The sequence below is a fragment of the Cupriavidus sp. P-10 genome (assembly GCF_003402535.2).
Classification (GTDB): domain Bacteria; phylum Pseudomonadota; class Gammaproteobacteria; order Burkholderiales; family Burkholderiaceae; genus Cupriavidus.
In genome coordinates this window covers 106,539-121,591 of the sequence record NZ_AP025170.1, presented here as the reverse complement: position 1 = coordinate 121,591, position 15,053 = coordinate 106,539, and the positions used below count along the sequence as shown (strand labels likewise).

The 15,053-nt window shown below is 66.7% G+C and carries 15 protein-coding genes; 3 read left to right on the top strand and 12 right to left on the bottom strand.

Annotation, left to right across the window (positions count from 1 at the left end; genetic code table 11):
- Window positions 1-2: 2 nt before the first annotated feature.
- Window positions 3-467, bottom strand: coding sequence for a MerR family transcriptional regulator (locus CTP10_RS00550; protein ID WP_116322385.1), 465 nt, complete (start codon window positions 465-467; stop codon window positions 3-5).
- Between the two features lie 246 nt (window positions 468-713).
- On the opposite strand from CTP10_RS00550, the gene CTP10_RS00545 reads away from it, so the two are divergent.
- A complete protein-coding gene (locus tag CTP10_RS00545; protein WP_116322384.1) occupies window positions 714-1,790 on the top strand; it encodes an MBL fold metallo-hydrolase in 1,077 nt (358 codons plus the stop codon).
- A gap of 9 nt (window positions 1,791-1,799) precedes the next feature.
- Here the strand turns inward: CTP10_RS00545 and CTP10_RS00540 are convergent, their stop codons facing one another.
- The 5 genes from CTP10_RS00540 to argS all read right to left on the bottom strand — a co-directional run bounded on the left by CTP10_RS00540 (window position 1,800) and on the right by argS (window position 7,027).
- On the bottom strand, window positions 1,800-2,642 hold the full coding sequence (locus CTP10_RS00540; RefSeq protein WP_116322383.1) for a helical backbone metal receptor: 843 nt from the start codon (window positions 2,640-2,642) through the stop codon (window positions 1,800-1,802).
- Between the two features lie 2 nt (window positions 2,643-2,644).
- Window positions 2,645-3,448, bottom strand: coding sequence for an SDR family oxidoreductase (locus CTP10_RS00535; RefSeq protein WP_116322382.1), 804 nt, complete (start codon window positions 3,446-3,448; stop codon window positions 2,645-2,647).
- Window positions 3,449-3,542: 94 nt separating this feature from the next.
- Window positions 3,543-4,178 (bottom strand): thiol:disulfide interchange protein DsbA/DsbL, encoded by a 636-nt coding sequence (locus CTP10_RS00530; protein ID WP_116322381.1) that lies wholly within the window; start codon window positions 4,176-4,178, stop codon window positions 3,543-3,545.
- 184 nt (window positions 4,179-4,362) lie between these two features.
- Complete coding sequence (locus CTP10_RS00525; protein WP_116322380.1) at window positions 4,363-5,130, bottom strand: SPOR domain-containing protein; 768 nt, start codon at window positions 5,128-5,130, stop codon at window positions 4,363-4,365.
- Between the two features lie 100 nt (window positions 5,131-5,230).
- Complete coding sequence (argS, locus tag CTP10_RS00520) at window positions 5,231-7,027, bottom strand: arginine--tRNA ligase (protein ID WP_116322379.1); 1,797 nt, start codon at window positions 7,025-7,027, stop codon at window positions 5,231-5,233.
- A gap of 276 nt (window positions 7,028-7,303) precedes the next feature.
- Between argS and CTP10_RS00515 the strand changes: the two genes are divergently transcribed.
- Window positions 7,304-7,627, top strand: a complete 324-nt coding sequence (locus tag CTP10_RS00515) for a DUF1840 domain-containing protein (protein WP_116322378.1) — start codon at window positions 7,304-7,306, stop codon at window positions 7,625-7,627.
- A 158-nt stretch (window positions 7,628-7,785) separates the two neighbouring features.
- Here the strand turns inward: CTP10_RS00515 and CTP10_RS00510 are convergent, their stop codons facing one another.
- Together CTP10_RS00510 and CTP10_RS00505 are read right to left on the bottom strand one after the other, a co-directional pair.
- Window positions 7,786-8,211, bottom strand: a complete 426-nt coding sequence (locus CTP10_RS00510; RefSeq protein ID WP_116322377.1) for a DUF883 family protein — start codon at window positions 8,209-8,211, stop codon at window positions 7,786-7,788.
- Window positions 8,212-8,260: 49 nt separating this feature from the next.
- The gene (locus tag CTP10_RS00505) at window positions 8,261-8,425 is read right to left on the bottom strand and encodes a DUF1328 domain-containing protein (RefSeq protein ID WP_029047756.1); all 165 of its coding nucleotides are present in this window, start codon (window positions 8,423-8,425) and stop codon (window positions 8,261-8,263) included.
- A 285-nt stretch (window positions 8,426-8,710) separates the two neighbouring features.
- Between CTP10_RS00505 and CTP10_RS00500 the strand changes: the two genes are divergently transcribed.
- Window positions 8,711-10,114 (top strand): sensor histidine kinase, encoded by a 1,404-nt coding sequence (locus tag CTP10_RS00500; RefSeq protein ID WP_116322376.1) that lies wholly within the window; start codon window positions 8,711-8,713, stop codon window positions 10,112-10,114.
- Between the two features lie 102 nt (window positions 10,115-10,216).
- On the opposite strand, the gene CTP10_RS00495 is transcribed toward CTP10_RS00500, so the two are convergent.
- From CTP10_RS00495 to metH, 4 genes are all read right to left on the bottom strand, one after another.
- Complete coding sequence (locus CTP10_RS00495; protein WP_116322375.1) at window positions 10,217-10,624, bottom strand: response regulator; 408 nt, start codon at window positions 10,622-10,624, stop codon at window positions 10,217-10,219.
- Between the two features lie 66 nt (window positions 10,625-10,690).
- A complete protein-coding gene (locus CTP10_RS00490) occupies window positions 10,691-11,323 on the bottom strand; it encodes a response regulator (protein WP_116322374.1) in 633 nt (210 codons plus the stop codon).
- 289 nt (window positions 11,324-11,612) lie between these two features.
- Entirely contained in the window at window positions 11,613-12,026 is a 414-nt protein-coding gene (locus tag CTP10_RS00485) for a hypothetical protein (RefSeq protein ID WP_116322373.1), read from the bottom strand.
- A 267-nt stretch (window positions 12,027-12,293) separates the two neighbouring features.
- On the bottom strand, window positions 12,294-15,041 hold the full coding sequence (gene metH, locus CTP10_RS00480) for a methionine synthase (protein ID WP_116322372.1): 2,748 nt from the start codon (window positions 15,039-15,041) through the stop codon (window positions 12,294-12,296).
- Window positions 15,042-15,053 lie beyond the last annotated feature (12 nt).

Here is a 15,053-nt window from a genome sequence, read left to right as displayed (position 1 = left end):
CATCAGGCCGATCGTTTCCGGGCCGGCGCATCGCCGCCCTCCGTGGCCGCGGGCTTGCCGCCGGCCTGCGCAGCCAGCAAGTCCCGGCAGTGGCGCTCGTGCTGGTCGATCTCGGCGAGTTGCGCCTGCAGGTCTTCCATCTGCCGCTCCAGCGCGCCGCGGTGGGCGGCGAGCGCGTGCAGAAAGCGTTCGAGTTGCGGGGTGGTGTCGCGCGGCGACTCGTACAGATCCAGGATCTCGCGGATCTCATTGAGAGTGAGTCCTAACCGCTTGCCGCGCAGCGTCAGCTTCAGCCGGGTCCGCTCGCGGCTGTTGTAGACCCGCTTGCGGCCGCCGGGGCCTTCACGCTCGGGCGACAGCAGGCCCTGGTCCTCGTAGAAGCGGATAGCGCGGGGCGTGACATCGAACTCGCGCGCGAGGTCGGTGATGGTGTAGGTTGCGGAGGCGGGATTTTGCGTGACTGCCATGGGTGCGCCCAGTAAAGTGAACGGTCGTTCGTTGCGAAGTCAAGTTTTCGCTTAAGATGGAGACGAACCGCCAGAGTTGACGTTTACGTTAGCGTCAACCCCGGCGACTGGCAACTGGCGCTTTTACGCCCTCCAGATTCTGGAAAGGCGGAAAGGCGCCATGACCGGCAACGAGAAAGCCCGCCTGCCCCCGCACGGCACCACACTGATCCGGCGCGGCACAAGGCTTCGAACAAGAGACTCCTCATGAACGCACTCGAACACCAGCTCCAATACCCGTTCGGCGACACCATGCCCGAGCCCGGCACCAGGCAGGAAGTCGCCCCGGGCGTCTACTGGCTGCGCATGCCGCTGCCGTTCGCCCTCGACCATATCAACCTGTGGCTGCTGCGCGACCGCCTGGACGGGCGCGACGGCTGGACCATCATCGACTGCGGCATCACCAACGACACCATCAAGGCGCATTGGGAAACCATCTTCGCCAACGAGCTGGAAGGCCTGCCGGTGCTGCGCGTGCTGGTGACGCACAGCCACCCGGACCACGTTGGCCTGGCGCACTGGCTGTGCAAGCGCTTCGACGTGCGGCTGTGGATGAGCCTGGGCGACTACATGAGCGCGCGCGTGATGGGCACCGGCACCGGCGCCGGTTCCAGCGCGGGCGGCGACGCCGCCGCCGCACACTTCGCGCTGCATGGCCTGACCGATCCCGACAGCCAGGAAAAGCTGCGCGCGCGCAAGACCTACTACCCGTCGCTGGTGCCCGACCTGCCGATGCAGTACCGCCGCCTGATGGAAGGCGACACGGTGCGGATCGGCACCGACACGGCCACCTCGGGCTGGCGCGTGATCACCGGCTTCGGCCATTCACCCGAGCACGTGGCGCTGTACAACGAAGCAACCAACGTGCTGGTGTCCGGCGACATGGTGCTGCCGCGCATCTCGACCAATGTCAGCGTGTTCGACATGGAGCCCGAAGGCAACTCGCTGCAGCTTTACCTGGATTCGCTGGGCAAGTATGAGCCGCTGCCGCAGGACGTGCTGATCCTGCCCTCGCACGGCCGCCCGTTCCGCAACCTGCATACCCGCATCATGCAGCTGCGCGAGCACCACGCCGACCGCCTCGCCGAAACGCTGGAAGCCTGCGGCGAGAAGCCGTGCTGCGCGCACGATATCGTCAGCGTGATCTTCAAGCGCCAGTTCGACATCCACCAGATGACCTTCGCCATGGGTGAATCGCTGGCGCACCTGCACTTGCTGTGGCACCGCGGCGAACTGGTGCGGCAGCTGGATGACGACGGCGTGTACCGCTTCCGCGCTGCCTGACAGCGCAAGTCAGTTGGCGGCCGCCAGCGCCGCCAGGTAACGCACGCCGTCCACCGCGCGGCTGCCGTACCACGACAGCATCTCGCCGTCGACCAGCAGCACCGGCTTGCCGAGCTGGCGCTCAAGCGCGTCGGCGTGGTCTTCGGTGAAGCGATAGGGCTCGGTCGACAGCAGCACCAGGTCGAGCTCGCGCACCAGCGCATCGCTCCAGCGGAACGTGGGATAGCGTTCGCCGGGGGCATTGGGGCGGCTGCAGTCGCCGCCCGCGCACGCCTGCACGGCGCCTGCATTGCCTGCATCGCCCGGCCACGTCTGCCAGTTGGCAAGCGCCAGCATGCGGCTGATATAGGTGTCGCGCGACACCGTCATCCACGGGTCCTGCCAGATCGCGTAGAGCACGCGGCGCGCCGGCCAGGGGCGCGCGTGGATGGCACCCAGCTCGGCCTGCAAGGCCGCGCACAGCGCTTCGGCCTCGGCATGGCGGCCAAAAATGCCGCCCAGCAGCCGGTACAGCGGCAAATTGTCCTCCGGCGCGCACGGATGGGTGACGATCACGTTGGGCACGAAGGCGCGGATCTCGTCGACCGTCTCGCGCCGGTTCTCGTCGATATTGACCACCACGTGCGTGGGCGCCAGCTCGCGCAGCCGCGCCACCCTGACGTCCTTGGTGCCGCCGACCTTGGGCACCGCCCGCACGGCCGGTTCGGGGTGGATGCAGAAGCCGGTGCGCGCCACCATCTGCGGCGCCAGCCCGAGCGCGAACAGCAGTTCGGTCACGGATGGCACCAGCGAAGCGATGCGCACCTCGCCGCTTGCGGCGGCGTGCTGCTGGCCAATGGCATCGGTCCACATGTTCAGGGCTCCTTGCTTTCTCCACGCCGCGGCTTGCGCGGCGCGCCGGTCGCCAGCATGTCGTACAGCCAGCGCGGCATCACATGCATCAGCCCCGCCACCACGCCCATCTGCCACGGAATCACGCGGAAGCGCCGGCCGGCGGCGATCACGCGCGCGGCCTTGCGCGCGAACACGTCGGCATCGGTCAGGAACGGCATCCGGTACGGGTTTTTCGCGGTCATCGGCGTGCGGATATAGCCCGGCGCGATCGTCACCACGCGGATGCCGAGCGCGCGCTGCTCCAGCCGCAGGCTTTCCAGCAGCTTGATCACCGCCGACTTGGATGCGCTGTACGCACCGGCACCCGGCAGCCCGCGCACGCCGGCGACGCTGGCGATGCCGACCAGCGTGCCGCGCTTGCCGCCGGGACCGGGTTCGCGCTGCTGCATCGCGTGCAGGAAGGGCTGGAAGGTGGTCAGCACGCCAAACCAGTTGGTGTCCATCACCTGCCGGAAGGCGTCCAGGTCTTCGCGTTCGCTGGCGACGGTGCCGACCGAGACGCCGGCATTGGCGATCACCACGTCCGGGCAGCCGAAATGGCCAAGGAAGTCCTCCGCCGCGCGCGCCATCGCGTCGGCGTCGCGCACGTCGGCACCGTAGACGCGCACCGCGCCCGGGTTCGGCAGCGTCGCCACGAATTCGCGCAGCGCGTCTTCACGCCGGGCGACCAGGCCGAGGATGGCGCCCTGCGATGCGTATTCGCGCGCGAGTGCCTGGCCGAGTCCGCTGGAGGCGCCAGTGAGGAAGACTTTGAGGGGACGCATGGGAGGAAGAAGGCTGTCCGAAATGAAAAAACGGCTGGTACAGGATACCAGCCGTTTGGCTAACCACCGGCCTGCACAAGGCCGCCAGTCACATTTACATCTTCTTCGCCTTCACCTGCTCCACCAGGTAATCCATGGCCTGGATCGCGCCCTGCTTGTTGCCGGTGATAGACGGCGAGGTCACGTACTTGCCCTGCACCACCACCGTCGGCACGCCGTCGATCTTGTAGGCGTCGGCGATCTTGTTGGCGCGCTGCGCGTTGGTGGTCACCGTGAACGAGTTGTACGCGTCCAGGAACGCCTTGCGGTCGACGCCGTTCTTGGCCATGAAGTCGGCGATCTCGTTGCTGTCGAGCAGGCGCTTGCGCTCGACGTGAATGGCGTTGAAGACCTTCATGTTCATGGCGTCGAGCTTGCCGATGGCTTCCAGCGCATAGAAGATCTTGGTGTGCGGCAGCAGGTCGTCGCGGAAGGCAACCGGCACGCGCTTGAACACGACGTTGTTGCCCTGCTTCTTGACCCAGGCTTCCAGGTCGGGCTCGAAGTCAAAGCAGTGCGGGCAGCCGTACCAGAAGAACTCGGTGACCTCGATCTTGCCCGGCGTGACCGGCTGGGGCGCCTTCAGGACCTGGTATTCCTTGCCCTCGGTGGGCGCGGCCTGGGACGGCGCGGACATCAGCAGGCCGCCCACGGCGGCGAACATGGCGAACAGTGCGGCGAGTTTCTTCATCTTGGTGCGGCCTTGCAGTTGGGTCGATGAGCGTATGACCGCGGCGGCGACGTCCGGTTCAGCCCGGGCGCCGACCGCGGTGGTGACAAGGGTGTTGCGTTGGTTACGGCGTATTTATGACGCTTTCGTGGCCGGGCGTACCCGCCCAGGCGCATAACGCCCGAGCCGGGGTTCCCGCTGACCATTACTGCTTGGTGAAGCGGATCACGGACGCCTCGAAGCCCGACGACTGCAGCCGGTCGCGCGTCTTGTTCATGTCTTCGATGCGGTTGTACGGGCCCATGCGGACGCGGTACATCTTGACGCCGTTGACATCGCGCTCGGTGATCCGGGCCTCGAAGCCCTGCATCGCCAGGTTGGCCTTCTGGCGGTCGGCATCGTCGGACGAGCGGAACGCGCCCACCTGCAGCAGGTAGCCGACCTTGTTGGCGTCGGCCTGGGCGATCTCGGCGATCGGGTCGGACACCGGCTTTTCGGCCGGCTTGGTGGCCACGGGCTTGTCGGCGGGCTTTTCAACCGGCTTTTCCACCGGCTTCTCGGCCGGGCGGGTGACCGCCACCGGAGGCTCGCCGTTCTGGCGGCCATTCTGGTGACCGTTCTGCTGGCTCGACTGGCTCGACTGGCTCTGCGGGGCGCTCGGCTTCGGCTCCGGCTCCGGGGCCTGGCCCACCGGCTTTGCCGGCGTCTTGCTCCACAGCGGCTTGTTCGGGTCGGTCGGGCCCTCGTCGGCGCGCTTGGCCGGCGGCGGCAACTGGCTGGCGACATTGCCCGGCTCGCTCGGCCGCGGCGCGTTCTTCTGCTGGAACGGCGTCGGCGACTTGGTGATGTACAGGGCGACCACCACGGCGATGGCCAGCCCGACGATCAGCCCGAGCACAAGGCCCAGGAACGTTCCGCCGCGCTGCTGGCTGCGGCGGGCCTTGCGCACATCGCGCTTGCGTTGCTGTTGCATGAAGTCCTCTTAGGTGATGCCGGGATTATAGGGCCACCGCCGGGCGGCCCTGTTTGCCCTTCTTTGCGCCCTTCTTTGCGCCCTTCTTTGCGCTCATCAATTACATGCGGCGCGGCGCCGAGACGCCGATCACCGCCAGGCCGTTGCGCAGCACCTGGCGCGTCGCGGCCAGCAGCGCCAGCCGGGCGCGCTTGACGGCTTCGTCGTCGACCAGCACGCGGTCGGCATTGTAGAAGGCGTGGAAATCGCCGGCGAGGTCGCGCAGGTAGAAGGCGACCGCATGCGGTGCCAGCTCCGAGGCGGCGGCCGACAGCATGTCGGGGAACTCGGCCAGGCGGCGGCCCAGCGCCTGCGCCTGGGCGCTGGCCTCGGGGCCGGTGACGGCCGACAGGTCGGCGCCGGCCAGCTCGGCCAGGCGGCTCTCCCATTCTGCGCCGCCCCACGACTCGAAGATGGAGCAGATGCGGGCGTGGGCGTACTGCACGTAGTACACCGGGTTCTCGTCGCTCTGCTTGAGCGCCAGGTCCACATCGAACACGAATTCGGTATCGGCCTTGCGCGACAGCAGGAAGAAGCGCACCGCGTCGCGGCCGCGGGTGAAGTGCTCCGGCCAGTCGGCCACGCCCTGCTCCAGGCAGCCGCGGATGGTCTCGCAGGTGTCATCCTGGCCGTTGGACCATTCGATCAGGTCGCGCACGGTGACGTAGGAGCCGGCGCGCTTGGAGATCTTGACCTCCTCGCCGTGCTTCATCACGGTGACCATCTTGTGCAGCACGTAGTCGGGGTAGCCCGTGGGGATCCCCATGTCCAGGCCCTGCAGGCCGGCGCGCACGCGCGCGATGGTGCCGTGGTGGTCGCTGCCCTGCACGTTGATGACCTTGCTGAAGCCGCGCTCCCACTTGGTGGTGTGGTAGGCCACGTCCGGCACGAAGTACGTGTAGGTGCCGTCGGTCTTCTTCATGACGCGGTCCTTGTCGTCGCCGTCGTCAGTGGTGCGCAGCCACAGCGCGCCTTCGCTCTCGTAAGTCTTGCCCTTGGCGACCAGCGATTGCACCGCGGCTTCCACGCGCCCGTCGCTGTACAGCGACGACTCCAGGTAGTAGCGGTCGAACTTGACGCCGAAGGCCTGCAGGTCGATGTCCTGCTCGTTGCGCAGGTACGTCACGGCGAACTTGCGGATCGAGTCGATATCCTCGACGTTGCCCGACGCGGTCACCGGCTCGCCGTCCGAGGCGCTGACGGTCTTGCCGGCCAGGAAGTCGGCCGCGATGTCGGCGATGTAGTCGCCGTTGTAGGCGGACTCGGGCCAGCTGGCGTCGCCCGGCTTCAGGCCGCGCGCCCGCGCCTGCACTGACAGCGCCAGGGTCTGGATCTGCACGCCGGCGTCGTTGTAGTAGAACTCGCGGTGAACGTGGAAGCCCTGCCACGACAGCAGGTTGGCCAGCGCGTCGCCCAGCGCCGCCTGGCGCCCGTGGCCGACGTGCAGCGGGCCGGTCGGGTTGGCGGAGACAAACTCGACCAGCACCTGGCCGTGCACGCCGCGCTCGCGCGCGCCGTAGTGGTCGCCCTCGGCGAGCACCGCGCGCAGCACCTCGGCCTTGGCGGCGGGGGTCAGGCGCAGGTTGATAAAGCCGGGACCGGCGATCTCCATGGCCTCGACCAGGCCCTGCGCACGCGCATCGGCCTGCACCGCGGCGACGATGCGCTGCGCCAGCTCGCGCGGATTGCTCTTGAGCGCGCGCGCGACCTGCATGGCGACGTTGCAGGCAAGGTCGCCGTGGGCGGCCGCCTTGGGCCGCTCGAAAGTGACGGCGGGCAGGGTGGCATCGGCCGGGGCGAGCGCACGCACGGCATCGGTGAACGCGGCGGCGAGATTGGAGGTCTGAACAGGCAGCATGGATGTCGGAAGCCCTGTGGGCAAGTATTCAGGCGCCGCGTCTGGACGGCTTTGGACGGCTGGTCCAAGCCACTTAAACGCGACACCAACGCCCTGAAACGGCATGTGACGGCAACGGTACGCCGCGCCGCATATCAGGCATTGGAATCGGGAACGCGGAATTTTATCAGGTGCTATGCTGACATCATGCGCGAAGATGGCCCCGGGCCACAATCCATGCGGCGGCCCGCCCCCGGGAACGCCGTCCCCCGCATGTCCGTAAAAGGAAACCACACCATGCTGATCACCTTCAAATCCCATGCTGCGCAAGACCTGATCATGATGAAGGATCTGGCCATCACGCTGCTGGGCATCATCGGCAAGCATCTCGGGGAACGGGGGGTGATCACCGTCGAAGAACTGCCACGCGCGATCCAGAAGCTGGAAGCGGCGGTGGTCGATGCCCGCCGCGACCACCCCGCCAGCTCGGCGGTCGAGGAGCGGGCCGCCGCCGACGAGGACGAGGAAGAGCCGCTGCACCTGGGACAGCGCGCCTATCCCTTCCTGGACATGCTGCGCGCCTCGCAGCGGGAAGGGGCCAACGTCTTGTGGGGCGTGTAGCCGCTGGCGGCACACCTGCGCGACGCCGCACGCGCGGCGCGCGCAAAAAAAAAGCGCCCGGCACCGCGTTGAGGTTGCCGGGCTTCCGGACGAGGGCGCCGGAAAGGGGGGGAATGCTTTCAGTGGCCCCGCCGCGGCGGGGCCCGGTGCCACCAGGCCTACTCTTCTTCGTGGTGGCGGCCGTTGGCCAGCAGCAGGCCTATCACCGCGCCGATGGCCGCGGCAATCGCCACAGCCTTGAGCGGCGATTCGACAACGCGCTGGCGCGAGTGTTCGACCGCACCGTCCATGCGGTCGCGGGCGCGCATCATGCTGTCGGTGGTCTGGTCGCGCAGCTTGTGCGCCATCTCGCTGGCACGGTCGCGGAGCCGCTGGCCCGCTCGCAGGCTTTCGGCCGAGCCTTCCCGCGCCAGCACTTCAATGGTGTGCTCAAGCTGGGCGATCAGCGCCTTGACCTCGCCGGAAACCGGCGCGGCGGCCTCGCGCGAATCGCGCGCGGCGTGCTTGATATGGCGGATGGCGCTGTCGGCACTGTCGGTCAAGTGGTTCAGTTCCTTCCGGACTTTGGGGTTTTGCGTCAGCATGGGGTCTCCTCAGGTTGCGATCGGCACAGGAGCCGGCACGTGGCCGGCGCTATCGCCTGCGGACCAGGCCCATCACCGCGGCCACCAGCGCCACGACCAGGAAGATGAAGAACAGGATCTTGGCGATTTCCACGGCGCCGGCAGCGATACCGCCGAAGCCGAAGATCGCCGCGATCAGGGCGATAACAAAAAATACGAGTGCATAGTGCAGCATGGCTAGGCTCCCGAAGATGGCTGACCGGGCCGGCACTGGCCCGGGGCCCAAGTGAAGACTTGCGCCACAAGGTGCAAGCTCATAGCCTCATCGTAGGAAGCCAGCCGCCGCACCAATACCGACAGCGAGCCGATTCGGCTGTCAGCCGAGTCCTACAGCACGGCAATACGGGTGCGGCACGCCCGACGCATCAAGGTTGACCCATGCGGATCGATGTGATTCCATGAGCGCTCCCTGGCGCTGCGCGGGCAAGCGGCGCGCCTCAACTACAGGAAATCTGCCCCCATGTTCAAGCAGTCATTTCTTCCTCATACGCTGTTGCTGGCGGGTGGCATCGTGCTGACGCTGGCGGTGCTGGTGGCGTCGGAAACGGGCAATATCCGGCTGCGCGAGAGCTACACCGACGTGATCCGCTCGCAGCGCGTGCAGACCGAGCTGGCCGCGCTCAACGGCGAGCTGGTCAATGCCGAGGCCGGCCAGCGCGGCTTCCTGCTGACCGGCAAGGAAACCTATCTCGAGCCCTACTACAAGGCACTGCCGCGCATCGCCGAGCTGATGGCGCAGATCCGCGCGGACTACGCCAACGACGCGGAGGGGCTGAAGATGTTCGGCGACACCTCCAAGCTGATCAACAGCAAGCTCAACGAGATGGCGCTGACGCTGGTCTACGGCAAGCGCGACCTGGAAGTGGCGCTGGATCTGGTCCGTACCGACTACGGCAAGCAGACCATGGACAACGCGCGGCGCGGGCTCGACCAGCTGCAGGCGCGCGAGGCGGGCTCGGTCTCGCATCGGCTGGAAGGCGCGGAGAACGACGTGCAGCTGTCGCGCTATGGCATCGGCCTGCTGACCGCGATCAACATCGTCCTGATGCTCGCGGTCGGCGTAGGCCACGCCAAGCGCCTGTCCATGGCCGATGCGGTGCGTGCGCAACTGGAAGACGAAAGCGCCAAGCTGGACCGCAAGGTGCGCGCGCGCACGCGCCAGCTTTCGGCGCTGGCGGCCCACCTGCAGCGCGTCACCGAGGATGAGAAGACGCGCCTGGCGCGCGAGCTGCACGACGAGCTGGGCGCGATCCTGACCGCCATCAAGCTCGACCTGCACTGGGTGCGGCGCCAGATCCAGGAGGCGCATCCGCAAGGCGCCGAGCGCCTCACGCGCGTGATGCTGCACGTCGACCAGGGCATCCAGATCAAGCGCCGCCTGATCGAGGACCTGCGCCCCACCGTGCTGCTCAACCTCGGCCTGCGCGCCGCGGTATGCCAGCTGGTGGAGGATGTCGGCGCGCGCAACAGCTGGGAGATCGACGTCAGCGTGCCCGAGGATTTGCCTGCGCTGCGCGACGAAGCGGCGATCGCGCTGTACCGGATCGTGCAGGAATCGCTGACCAATGCCAGCAAATACTCGGAAGCCAGGCGCGTCGAAGTCTGCCTGGCATGCCGCGACGACCTGCTCACGCTGACCGTGCGCGACGACGGCAAGGGACTGCCGCCCGACTTCGACGCCGGCAGCACCGCCGGCCACCACGGCCTGCTGGGCATGGAGCAGCGCGTCACCGCGCTGGGCGGCAGCATGCAGATCGACTCGTCGGCGCATGCGGGCGTGCGCATCCACATCGAGGTGCCACTGACGGCGTCGGTGCTGGCGCCGGCGGAAGAGCCGGAAGGCGAAGAGCCTGCGCGCGCTTGATGGGAAGCTTGATGGGAAGCTTGATGGGAAGCTTGATGGGAAGCTTGATGGGAAGCTTGATGGGAGCTTTGAGGGTCGCTGCCTGAGGGATGCCTTGCGGGATCAGGACGCCGTCGCCGCGTGTTCCTCGATCACGCGGAACACCTGTTCCAGCTCCAGCGACTTGTCGAAGAAATAATCGGCGCCCGCATCGGCACACTGGCTGCGATACATCTGCACCTGGGCGTGGTTGGTATAGACGATGCGCACGGTGTCCGTGCCTTTGCGCTGCATTGCGCGCAGCACATTGATGCCGTTGCCCTGGCGCAGCTGCAGGTCGACGATGGCGACGTCGTACTTGCCGGCGTCGAGCAGGCGCAGGGCCATGGCTTCAGTGTCGGCCCAGTCCACGTTCTCGATAAACGGGAAGTCCTTCAGGTATTCGAGCAACATGCCTCGCAGGACCGCCGAGTCTTCGATCAGCAGTATGCTCAGCGCCCGGTAGGAAGTGTTCGAAGCCTGCTCCGACATGTTCTCGTTTGCAGGCCCGGTCCGGTGCGATCCGCCGCAGGCCGCGATGCGGCCCGCGGCGTGCCGCTACTCGACCAGGCCGTTCTTGATGGCGTAGTAAGTCAGGTCAGCGTTGGTCTTCATGCCCATTTTCTCCAGGATGCGGGAACGATAGGTACTGACGGTCTTGACGCTGAGGAATAATTCGTCGGCGATCACCGACACCGACTGCCCGCGCGAGAGCTTGCAGAAAATCTGGAACTCGCGCTCGGACAGCATCTGGTGCACCGGCTGCTCGGTCGGCTTGTCGAGCCCCCCGATCAGCAGGTCGGCCACCGTGGCGCTGACATAGCGCCGCCCCTGCGCCACCGTGCGGATCGCCTTGACGAGATCGTCGGGGGCACTTTCCTTGGTCAGGTAGCCTGAAGCACCGGCACGGATCAGGTTGATGGCGTACTGGTCTTCCGGGTAGGTCGACAGGATCAGCACCGGCAGTTCAGGCTTGCGTTGCCGGATTAGCTTGAGGACGTCGATGCCGTTGCGGTCGGGCATCGAGATATCCAGGACCAGCACATCGAACTCGGCGTCGCGCAGCCGCGCCATGACTTCGTCGCCGCTGCCGGCTTCACCAGTCACCTGGATATCGGGCTCTTCGGAAATGAACTGTCGCAGCCCGGCACGCACAATCTCGTGATCGTCAGCGATCAAGACGCGGATCATGTGGGGCTCCACGGGGTTGAACGGACCGGCACATTGCCCGGTGCAGTCGGGTGCAGGCGGAACCGCTTGCGTTGCTGTCATTGTAGTGCCGGCCGCGCGCGCGGGCTGTCGGTGTCAGGCTGACATGACGCGCGGCCACAACGCGTCGAGCGCACATGGCGCACGCCTGCGGTCCACGTTGCGAGGCCTGACGTACAAAAGCAAAGCGGGACGGCCTGGAGTCCGTCCCGCTTTGCTGCGGCGCGTCAGGCCACCATGGCCTGCGCGCCTGTGCCGACTGGCGGCGAGCTTACTGCACCTTGGCGCCCGCCTCGGTGCCGACGCTGGCGTCAGCCTTAGACTTCTTGGCCGACTTGGTGGCTTGCTTGCCATGCTTGGCCTTGCTGCCGGCTTCGGCCTTGGCGCCTGCGCCCACATCGGCGGCCGCGCCAGTGGTCTTGTCGGCCGCCGAGCCAACTGCCGAACCCGCGGTCGACAAGCCCTTGTCGGCCGCCGAGCCCGCCGTCGACAGGCCCTTGTCCGCGGCGCCAGTCGCGGCACCGGTCGCGCCACCCAGCGCGCCGCCGGCAGACGGTGCCGGCGTGGTCACCGAAGCGCCCACATCAGCCTTGGTCCCCACGGAGGCGCCAGTGCCTTGCGCCATGGCGAGCGAGGAAGCAGCGGCGATCGACAGAGCGGACAGGGAGATCAGCAGTTTCTTCATGGAAGGACTCCTTTCAGGGTGCCCCGCAGCGAAACATTCGCCGCGGTGTTCACGCCGTGGTGTTGTGCGTGAATCGAGCCTTCAGTCTAGGGACGCTGCCGGCACCGGTCTGTGAGGAGTTGAAAGGCTGTGTAAGGAGTTGTGATGCACCGCAAACAACGCTGACATGGGGCGGATGCGGCCTGCCACGCAGGTTTTCCCTGCTGCATCAAGGCTCCGCGCTGCGCAGCGGTGCCGATACCGGCACCGCTGCGCCGTCGCACGCGGTTACAGGTTGGGCGCGAGTGCGCGCTCCAGCGTGGCGCGCTCTTCATGGCGGCGCGCCACCATGTCGTCGAGCTGGTCCTGGCCGATCTTGCCGATGGTGAAGTAGGTCGACTCCGGATGCGCCAGGTAGAAGCCGCTGACCGAAGCGGCCGGCGTCATCGCCAGCGACTCGGTGATGCCCATGCCGATCTCGGCTGCGTCGAGGAACTGGAACATCGGGCCCTTGACGGTGTGCTCGGGGCAGGCAGGGTAGCCAGGCGCCGGGCGGATGCCGCGGTACGACTCGGCGATCAGCTGCTCGTTGGTAAGCTGCTCGGCCGCGTCGTAGCCCCACAGGTCCTTGCGCACGCGCTCGTGCAGGCATTCGGCGAAGGCTTCGGCCAGGCGGTCGGCCAGCGCCTTCAGCATGATCGCGCTGTAGTCGTCGAGGTCAGCTTCGAACTGGGCTTCCTTCTTGTCCACGCCCAGGCCGGCGGTGACGGCGAACATGCCGACATAGTCGGCGATGCCGCTGTCCTTGGGCGCGACAAAGTCCGCGAGGCAGCGGTTGGGCCGGCGCACGCCATCGACCACCGGGCGCTCGCTCTGCTGGCGCACGTTGTGCCAGGTCAGCGCGACCTTGCTGCGGGTCTCGTCGGTGTAGATCTCGATATCGTCGTCGTTGACGGTGTTGGCCGGCAGCAGCGCGATCACGCCGTTGGCGCTCAGCCAGCGGCCCTGGATCAGGCGCGACAGCATCGCCTTGCCGTCCGAGAACACCTTGCGCGCCGACTCGCCGACGATCTCGTCGTTGAGGATGTCGGGGAATTTGCCGGCAAGGTCCCAGGTCTGGAAGAACGGGCCCCAGTCGATGTAGTTGGCCAGCTCGGCCAGGTCGTAGTTGCGGAACACGCGGCGGCCGATGAACTTCGGCTTGGTCGGCGCGTACGCGCTCCAGTCGATCGGCGTCTTGTTGGCGCGTGCCTGCGCCAGCGTCACCATCGGCGTGGCCTTCTTGTTCGCGTGCTGGGTGCGGATGCGGTCGTAGTCGGTCTTCAGTTCATCCAGGTACCTGGCCGCGCCTTCATCGGACAGCAGGCTCGATGCCACGCTGACCGAGCGCGAGGCGTCAGGCACGTACACCACCGGTCCCTCGTAGTTGGGCGCGATCTTTACCGCGGTATGCACGCGCGAAGTGGTCGCGCCGCCGATCAGCAGGGGGATCTTCTTCACGCGGAAGTAATCGTCGCGCTGCATCTCGGACGCGACGTAGGCCATTTCTTCCAGCGACGGCGTGATCAGTCCCGACAGGCCGACGATGTCCGCGCCCTCGACCTTGGCGCGGGCCAAAATCTCGTTGCACGGGACCATCACGCCCATGTTGACGACCTCGAAGTTATTGCACTGGAGCACCACCGACACGATGTTCTTGCCGATGTCGTGCACGTCGCCCTTCACGGTGGCGATCACGATCTTGCCGCGCGCGCGCACATCGCCGCCGGCCTCGGCCAGCAGGCGCTTTTCTTCCTCGATGTAGGGCAGCAGGTGCGCCACCGCCTGCTTCATCACGCGCGCGCTCTTGACCACCTGCGGCAGGAACATCTTGCCGGCACCGAACAGGTCGCCGACGATATTCATGCCATCCATCAGCGGGCCTTCGATCACCTCGATCGGGCGGCCGCCACGCGCCTCTACCTGCTGACGGACTTCCTCGGTGTCTTCGACGATAAAGGTGGTGATGCCATGCACCAGCGCGTGCGCCAGGCGCTGGCCCACCGGCACCGGCTGCTCCGGCGTGCCGCGCCAGGCGAGGTTCTCTTCCTTCTTCGCGCCGCCGCCCTTGAAGCGGTCGGCGATTTCCAGCAGGCGGTCGGTGGAATCCTCGCGGCGATTGAGGACCACGTCTTCAACGCGTTCGCGCAACTCGGGGTCAAGCTGGTCATACACACCGAGCTGGCCGGCGTTGACGATGCCCATGTCCATGCCCGCGCCGATCGCGTGGTACAGGAACACGGTATGGATCGCCTCGCGCACCACGTCATTGCCGCGAAACGAGAACGACACGTTGGAGACGCCGCCGCTCACCTTGGCGTACGGCAGGTTCTGCTTGATCCAGCGCGTGGCTTCGATGAAGTCGACCGCGTAGTTGTTGTGTTCCTCGATGCCGGTCGCGACCGCGAAGATATTCGGGTCGAAGATGATGTCTTCCGGCGGGAAGCCGACTTCATTGACCAGGACGTCGTAGCTGCGCTTGCAGATCTCGGTCTTGCGCTCGAACGTGTCGGCCTGGCCCTTCTCGTCGAAGGCCATCACCACGCTGGCCGCGCCATAACGGCGGATCAGCTCGGCGTGGTGGCGGAACTGCTCCTCGCCTTCCTTCAGCGAGATCGAGTTCACCACCGGCTTGCCCTGCACGCACTGCAGGCCGGCTTCGATCACTTCCCACTTGGACGAGTCGATCATGATCGGCACGCGCGCGATGTCCGGCTCGGAGGCGATCAGGTTCAGGAAGCGAACCATCGCGGCCTTCGAGTCCAGCATGGCCTCGTCCATGTTGATGTCGATGATCTGCGCGCCGTTCTCGACCTGCTGGCGCGCCACCGCCAGCGCCTCGTCGAACTGGCCGTTCAGGATCATCCGCGCGAAGGCCTTGGAGCCGGTCACGTTGGTGCGCTCGCCTACGTTGACGAACAGCGTGTCGTCGTCGATGCTAAAGGGCTCGAGGCCGGACAGGCGCATCGGGCGCGGGGGCAGTTTGTTCTCGCTCATGTTCTAAGGCTC

What these genes read in the sequence shown, in the direction of transcription:
- CTP10_RS00550 (WP_116322385.1), bottom strand. Translation starts at nt 467, where the DNA reads ATGGCAGTCACGCAAAATCCCGCCTCCGCAACCTACACCATCACCGAC.
- CTP10_RS00545 (WP_116322384.1), top strand. Translation starts at nt 714, where the DNA reads ATGAACGCACTCGAACACCAGCTCCAATACCCGTTCGGCGACACCATG.
- CTP10_RS00540 (WP_116322383.1), bottom strand. Translation starts at nt 2,642, where the DNA reads ATGTGGACCGATGCCATTGGCCAGCAGCACGCCGCCGCAAGCGGCGAG.
- CTP10_RS00535 (WP_116322382.1), bottom strand. Translation starts at nt 3,448, where the DNA reads ATGCGTCCCCTCAAAGTCTTCCTCACTGGCGCCTCCAGCGGACTCGGC.
- CTP10_RS00530 (WP_116322381.1), bottom strand. Translation starts at nt 4,178, where the DNA reads ATGAAGAAACTCGCCGCACTGTTCGCCATGTTCGCCGCCGTGGGCGGC.
- CTP10_RS00525 (WP_116322380.1), bottom strand. Translation starts at nt 5,130, where the DNA reads ATGCAACAGCAACGCAAGCGCGATGTGCGCAAGGCCCGCCGCAGCCAG.
- argS (WP_116322379.1), bottom strand. Translation starts at nt 7,027, where the DNA reads ATGCTGCCTGTTCAGACCTCCAATCTCGCCGCCGCGTTCACCGATGCC.
- CTP10_RS00515 (WP_116322378.1), top strand. Translation starts at nt 7,304, where the DNA reads ATGCTGATCACCTTCAAATCCCATGCTGCGCAAGACCTGATCATGATG.
- CTP10_RS00510 (WP_116322377.1), bottom strand. Translation starts at nt 8,211, where the DNA reads ATGCTGACGCAAAACCCCAAAGTCCGGAAGGAACTGAACCACTTGACC.
- CTP10_RS00505 (WP_029047756.1), bottom strand. Translation starts at nt 8,425, where the DNA reads ATGCTGCACTATGCACTCGTATTTTTTGTTATCGCCCTGATCGCGGCG.
- CTP10_RS00500 (WP_116322376.1), top strand. Translation starts at nt 8,711, where the DNA reads ATGTTCAAGCAGTCATTTCTTCCTCATACGCTGTTGCTGGCGGGTGGC.
- CTP10_RS00495 (WP_116322375.1), bottom strand. Translation starts at nt 10,624, where the DNA reads ATGTCGGAGCAGGCTTCGAACACTTCCTACCGGGCGCTGAGCATACTG.
- CTP10_RS00490 (WP_116322374.1), bottom strand. Translation starts at nt 11,323, where the DNA reads ATGATCCGCGTCTTGATCGCTGACGATCACGAGATTGTGCGTGCCGGG.
- CTP10_RS00485 (WP_116322373.1), bottom strand. Translation starts at nt 12,026, where the DNA reads ATGAAGAAACTGCTGATCTCCCTGTCCGCTCTGTCGATCGCCGCTGCT.
- metH (WP_116322372.1), bottom strand. Translation starts at nt 15,041, where the DNA reads ATGAGCGAGAACAAACTGCCCCCGCGCCCGATGCGCCTGTCCGGCCTC.